General features: G+C 43.8%; 5 protein-coding genes and 2 tRNA genes. 4 read left to right on the plus strand and 3 right to left on the minus strand.

Going from position 1 to position 6,608, the window contains the following annotated elements; all coding sequences use genetic code 11:
* The first annotated feature begins 107 nt into the window (after window positions 1–107).
* The 4 genes from VIN08_RS13045 to VIN08_RS13060 all read left to right on the plus strand — a co-directional run bounded on the left by VIN08_RS13045 (window position 108) and on the right by VIN08_RS13060 (window position 5,570).
* Window positions 108–1,295 (plus strand): proline dehydrogenase family protein, encoded by a 1,188-nt coding sequence (locus VIN08_RS13045; RefSeq protein ID WP_331965636.1) that lies wholly within the window; start codon window positions 108–110, stop codon window positions 1,293–1,295.
* Between the two features lie 104 nt (window positions 1,296–1,399).
* Window positions 1,400–3,127: a lysine--tRNA ligase gene (gene lysS, locus VIN08_RS13050; RefSeq protein WP_331965639.1), complete on the plus strand. Its 1,728-nt coding sequence runs from the start codon at window positions 1,400–1,402 to the stop codon at window positions 3,125–3,127.
* A gap of 104 nt (window positions 3,128–3,231) precedes the next feature.
* The gene (locus VIN08_RS13055; RefSeq protein ID WP_331965642.1) at window positions 3,232–3,858 is read left to right on the plus strand and encodes a class I SAM-dependent methyltransferase; all 627 of its coding nucleotides are present in this window, start codon (window positions 3,232–3,234) and stop codon (window positions 3,856–3,858) included.
* A gap of 272 nt (window positions 3,859–4,130) precedes the next feature.
* A complete protein-coding gene (locus VIN08_RS13060; protein WP_331965645.1) occupies window positions 4,131–5,570 on the plus strand; it encodes a DUF6055 domain-containing protein in 1,440 nt (479 codons plus the stop codon).
* A 91-nt stretch (window positions 5,571–5,661) separates the two neighbouring features.
* Here the strand turns inward: VIN08_RS13060 and VIN08_RS13065 are convergent, their stop codons facing one another.
* From VIN08_RS13065 to VIN08_RS13075, 3 genes are all read right to left on the minus strand, one after another.
* Entirely contained in the window at window positions 5,662–6,201 is a 540-nt protein-coding gene (locus VIN08_RS13065) for a lipocalin-like domain-containing protein (RefSeq protein WP_331965648.1), read from the minus strand.
* A gap of 173 nt (window positions 6,202–6,374) precedes the next feature.
* Window positions 6,375–6,456, minus strand: a tRNA-Leu gene (locus VIN08_RS13070).
* Between the two features lie 69 nt (window positions 6,457–6,525).
* Window positions 6,526–6,608 (minus strand) — tRNA-Leu (locus tag VIN08_RS13075).

Here is a 6,608-nt window from a genome sequence, read left to right on the forward strand (position 1 = left end):
CTTTTAATGTGCTTTCGCGCGAAAGTTATTAAAAACCTGAGAACTCTTATGCCGATACTTGGGCTAACAATTGTAAGCAGTATATTTGCCCCCGAATTTTTTTAAGCATGGAAGCAGATCCCAGGATTTCATTTGAAGACACCTCAGTAGCATTCTCGTACAAGTCGGATGCAGCCTTACGTAAAGCCAATTTTATTTTCTCCATGGTTAATCATCCATGGTTATCCGCAGCAGCGATCAGTTCAGTAAAGCTTGCGCTGAAATTGCACCTGCCGGTAGAAGGGCTGATCAAGCAAACAGCGTTCGATCATTTTTGTGGCGGCATCAGCATCGACAATTGTGATGATGAAATTACTCAACTCTCGCGTTACAACGTAGGCACTATACTCGATTACTCTGTAGAAGGTGAGAACTCCGAGAAGGGATTCGACCTGGTAATGGAAGAGACCATGCGCACGATCGAAAAAGCAAAAGGTGATCGCAAAGGAATTCCGTTTTCAGTTTTTAAAGTGACCGGCCTTGGCAACAGCGAATTGCTGGAGAAGGTACAGGAAGATAAAGTACTTACCATTGAAGAGCAGCGTGCCTTTGAGCGTATACGTGAGCGTGTAGATAAGATCTGTGGCCTTGCGCATAGACATAACGTGCCCGTGCTGGTGGATGCCGAAGAAACCTGGATACAAGAGCCTATCGATACACTCGCTTATGAAATGATGGCGAAGTATAACAAGGAAAAAGCGATAGTGTTCAATACCTACCAGTTATACCGCACAGCATCGCTGCAGAATTTAAAGAACTCCTTCGAAGAAGCTTCCCGAAAAAATTACCATCTCGGTGCCAAGCTGGTGCGGGGTGCATACATGGAAAAAGAACGTGCACGTGCTGAAGAGATTGGCTATCCGAATCCGATACAACCTGATAAAGAAGCTTCTGATAAAGCCTTTAACGAGGCGTTAGAATTTTGTGTAGCGAATGTAGCGCGCATGGGTTTTATGTGTGGCTCACATAATGAGTACAGCAATCTTTACCTCACAACGCTGATGCAGAAGTATGGCATTAAAAATAATGACGAGCGTATCTGGTTTGCCCAGTTGTATGGTATGAGCGACAATATATCGTTTAACCTGGCAAAGGCTGGCTATAAAGTGGCCAAGTATGTGCCGTACGGCCCCGTGCGTTCCGTAATGCCGTATCTCTTCAGAAGAGCACAGGAGAATACTTCGGTTGCCGGACAAAGCAGTCGTGAGTTGATCCTGATCCGGAAAGAGCTGACCAGACGAAAGCAGCAGAAGTAATTTCATCCTTTATTCAGCGATAAAAAAACACGGACGAAGCGTATGCTCCGTCCGTTATTCCTTTTCTCCCTATTTCGAGTATTTTTGCGAAAAATTTTTACGTCATGCAACTGAGCGAACAGGAGATCATCCGCAGACAAAAAATGGACGATCTCAGAAAATTAGGCATCAATCCATATCCGGCAGAGCTTTTTGAAGTAAATGCTTCCGCAAAGGAAATCCTGGAAAACTACGAGCGTCAGAAGAGCGACTATCGCCAGATCTCCATTGCCGGCCGTATCATGAGCACGCGCGTTATGGGAAGTGCTGCCTTTGCCGAATTGCAGGACGAAACTGGTCGCATTCAGATCTATATTCGCAGAGATGATATCTGTCCGGACGAAGATAAAACACTCTACAACACCGTCTTTAAAAAACTGCTGGATATAGGCGATATCATTGGTGTGAAAGGCTATGGCTTCACTACCCAAACCGGTGAGATCTCTATTCACGTTACAAGTCTTACGGTGCTCACCAAGTCACTTCGCCCTTTGCCGATCGTGAAAGAGACTACCGATGAACAAGGCAATGTAACACGCCACGATGCATTTACCGATCCTGAGCAACGCTATCGCATGCGTTATGTTGACCTGATCGTAAATCCTGAAGTGCGCGATACATTTATCAAACGTACTCAATTGGTAAACACCATGCGTCAGTATCTGAATACAAAAGGATACCTGGAGGTGGAGACGCCTATTTTGCAACCACTCTACGGGGGGGCTGCTGCTCGTCCGTTCAAAACACATCACAATACACTGGACATGACGCTATATCTGCGCATAGCCAATGAGTTATACCTGAAGCGTTTGATTGTAGGCGGTTTTAATGGTGTATATGAATTTTCGAAAGACTTCCGTAACGAAGGAATGTCGCGTTTCCATAATCCGGAGTTTACACAGGTAGAGCTCTATGTAGCTTACAAGGATTACTATTGGATGATGGAACTTGTGGAGGAGATGATTGAAAAAGTAGCGCTTGCATTGCATGGCACTACACAGGTAAAAGTAGGTGAGAACATCATCGACTTTAAACGTCCGTGGACACGCTATACGATGTTTGAAGCGATACAGCATTTTACAGGTATAGATATATCGGAGATGGATGAGCAGCAGCTTCGTGATACCTGCGTGAAGTTGCATGTGCCGATGGATCAGACGATGGGTAAAGGTAAACTGATCGACCAGATCTTCGGTGAGAAATGCGAGCCGAACCTGATCCAGCCAACCTTTATTACAGATTATCCATTGGAGATGTCGCCACTGGCGAAGAAACATCGCAGCAAGCCCGGACTGGTAGAGCGCTTTGAAGCAATCTGTAACCGGAAAGAAATTGCCAACTCATTCTCGGAGTTGAACGATCCGATCGATCAGCGCGAGCGTTTCGAGGAGCAACTTGAGCTTGGCAAACGCGGTGATGAAGAAGCGATGACGCTCGATGAAGACTTTCTCCGTGCACTGGAATTTGGTATGCCGCCAACGGCCGGGCTAGGCATTGGTATCGATCGCTTGTCTATGATCATGACTAACTCAACATCTATCCAGGATGTACTCTTCTTCCCGCAGTTGAAGCCCGAGAAACAAGCTGCCGGTTTTAATGAAAAGGAATTTATCGATGCCGGTGTTCGTGCTGAGTTGATTCCTGTTCTGCAGAAGCTGGGTATACAATCACTCGCACAGATGAAAGAACTGAAAGCCTCGAAGCTCTTTAACGATGTATGCGGAACACGCAAGAAGATGAAACTCGAGATCACCAACCCCACCATGGAAGAAGTGGAAGGTTGGCTGAAGTAAGAGCATAAATACTTTAGCTGTATATAGGAAAGGATCATGCGGGAAACCGGTCATGATCCTTTCTCGTTTAAGAGGATTGTTACGCAGCGTTAACGATATATACAATGAATATCCGGCAGTCATACAATCAATGGGCATCGCAGTACGACACCAACGTAAACAGAACGCGCGATCTGGAAGCGCAGGCGTTACGTAAATCACTACATGATATAGCATTCGATGATTGTCTGGAGATAGGATGCGGCACCGGTAAAAATACTGTGTGGCTTGTCGGGAAAGCGAAACATATTACAGCAGTAGATTTTTCAGAAGAGATGCTCGCGAAAGCAAAAGAGAAAGTTGAGAATGATAAAGTATATTTCCATCAGGCAGATATTTCGAAGGCGTGGACATTCCGCAGTAAACTATATGATCTCGTAAGCTTTAGCCTGGTGCTGGAGCATATCAACGATCTTGATCATGTCTTTAGAGAAACTTCCGATGCGCTGCGAGTTGGTGGATATGTATATATAGGCGAACTGCACCCCTATCGGCAGTATGGAGGAACCAAAGCGCGATTTGAAACGGAAGATGGTATACATATACTGGAATGCTTCGATCATAATATATCTGATTTTATAAGATCTGCTGCGAAGTATAATTTGTTGCTGTTGAATATAGACGAGTATTTTGATAGCGATGAAAGAACAGGTGTTCCACGCATTCTGCAAATTCTCCTGCGCAAAGTTTAGCGATATATACCTTTAATGGTGGTACTTAATTTCTATATATAATTCTGCAACTACTCTCTATTCTTTAGCCGAATATCAGGGATGCAGGTATGCATTGTATTCTCTCATTCAATGCCTGATATACTTTCTTCGGAATAATATTACTATCGATTATATCTGTGTAGAGAATCCTGTCGCTTGTTACTACCTTTAAACAGCATCGAATTGTAGTTGCCAAAACAATGGCTTTGCTTTCTGGAATAAGGTATATATAAATATATTATTTAAAGACGATGGTGAAACTTTACAAAATCAAGTATAGACAAGGTACTCGCAGACTATGTATATACTTCACGTTAACTGTGGTACTATCTTTTATTTTCCTTGCGGGATGTAACAATGACGATGAAACGGTTACTACAACGCAAAAAACGGACTCGGTAACAGTAGTAGACACAACAACGGTTAAAGAACGGAAGATCTATATCCCTGAAGAACTCAAGGATAATGATTTTGACAAAAGTTCAAGTACATGGAGTTACTCACGCAGCAGGCAATCCACACACTTCGTTGTTTTTTGGGCAGCGGGCTATGGTACAAAAGATCCCGGCTCAACCGATATACCTGAAACATACCGGGTAAATATTGACGATCTGCTTCTAAAAGCAGAATCGTTTTATGATATGAATGTGAAGCAGTTAAAATTTGCTGAGACAGGTGTTGGTAAATCGAATCTTGATAAATACAAGATGCTGATCTTCGTGTTCTATCAAACCGATTGGCTCGCGATAGGTTCCGGTTATGATAATGTTATAGGAGCATTGTGGATTAGTCCGAGCACATGTCAGCCGGTAGGCTCTGTTCTTGCTCATGAAATAGGACACACGTTTCAATACCAGGTTTATTGTGATCTCGGCACATCCGGTTTTCGTTATGGCTTTGGTGGAAACGGAGGCAACACATTTTGGGAGCAGACTGCGCAGTGGCAATCATTTCAAAGCTATCCAACGCAAGCCTTTACCGATTCTGATTTCGAAGTATATATGGATAATTACTTCCGTCATATCTGCCATGAGTCGCAGCGGTATGCAAGCTATTTCATCCATTACTACTGGGCTGATAAACATGGTCTCGATATAGTGGCCAGGATTTGGCGCGAGGCAAAACAACCGGAAGACCCGATACAAGCCTATATGCGAATTACCAACATTACAGTCGATCAATTAAATACGGAGATATATAGTGCTGCGGCTCGTTTTGTTACGTGGGATTTAGATGCCATTCGCAATAATGGAGCCGATGATATAGGGGCTCACACCTATAACTATACTACACTTGCAGATGGAAGTTACCAGGTAGCGTATGATCATTGTCCGGGAACAACCGGGTATAATGTAATACGCCTCACAGTGCCGGATGCCGGAACAACCGTATCAGCAACCGTTACAGGTATGGTGAATGCTAAAGGTTTTAATCATGTTGACAATGCTGATGCTGCCGGCTGGCGCTATGGATATGTTGCCTTGCTGAAAGACGGAACGCGTGTTTACAGCGATATGTATAGCGAAACAAACGCATCTGCAACCTTTACGGTGCCAACTAACTGTATTAAACTATGGTTTGTTGTAACAGGAGCTCCCAATGTATATACACCACATCCGTGGGACGATGATGATAGCAACGATGAACAGTGGCCGTATAAAGTGAAATTTACCAATACAGCTATATTCTGATGGCTATTTGAAGTTCAGCAAGAATATATATCAATCTTCAATAATAACAGCAAGTAACTATATACTGGCTGTTATTATTTTATACTCTCTGCTATTGAACTCGCTTCCATACCACTTCGCCTGTGGCAGAACCACCGGTTGTTGGTGTCGGTACGGTGTATTTCAATTCGTTGTTAATAAGTGTAAAGGTTCGCTTCTGTTCGGTACCTTCCCAGTTAGGATAGGAGGCATGTTCAATGTGAAAAGTTATTGTACCGTCTGTTTCGTTAACAGTATATTTCCCGAAGTGGGCGTTGCTTCCCTGTACTGCTGCTTTATACTCTTCCGGTGTACCTTGTGCTTTATCGTTTGCTGCAAACTTGGCGCGGCCCGTACGGAATATCTGCAAAGTATAATTGCCATGCTGATCGAATACAAGTATACCTTGAGGCGATGGGCCGTATAACTCCACGCGACTGCCATCAGAAAGTATATTATCTACCAGCACAAGTGTCCATGTTCCGGTTAGTGAATGAGCTGCTATATCTTTTGAAGCAGATGCCTTCTTGCCTTTAGAGGCTTCTTCTTTTTTCTGCGCGTGTAAAAATGTAATGCTTCCGATAAGGAGCATGCAGGTGATGAGTCTTTTCATGAGTTGAATTTTATAGCTAGAGATTAAAATAATTGAACATCGGTGGAATGCATCCAAGATAGACAACCTCATACGATGTGTTTGTTAAAAACTTGCTAAATCTTTTTGAGCTGTAGCTATAGGAGGAGAGGCTGTAAATAAAAAAAGCTTCCAGGTTTTCCTGAAAGCTTTTGTACCGAAGGAGGGACTCGAACCCTCATGTCTTGCGACACACGCCCCTGAAACGTGCGTGTCTACCAATTCCACCACTTCGGTTTGTGTTGAGCCCGCTGTTTTCGAAGGTACGAACCAACGGCTCAACGTTATCTATCTTTTAAACAAATGTGCCCAGGACTGGACTCGAACCAGCACACCGGTTAAGGCACTACCCCCTCAAAGTAGCGTGTCTACCAATTTCACCACCTGGG

Origin of the sequence: Ohtaekwangia sp. (genome assembly GCF_036568665.1) — a bacterium.
In the GTDB taxonomy this organism is placed as follows: domain Bacteria; phylum Bacteroidota; class Bacteroidia; order Cytophagales; family Cyclobacteriaceae; genus Ohtaekwangia.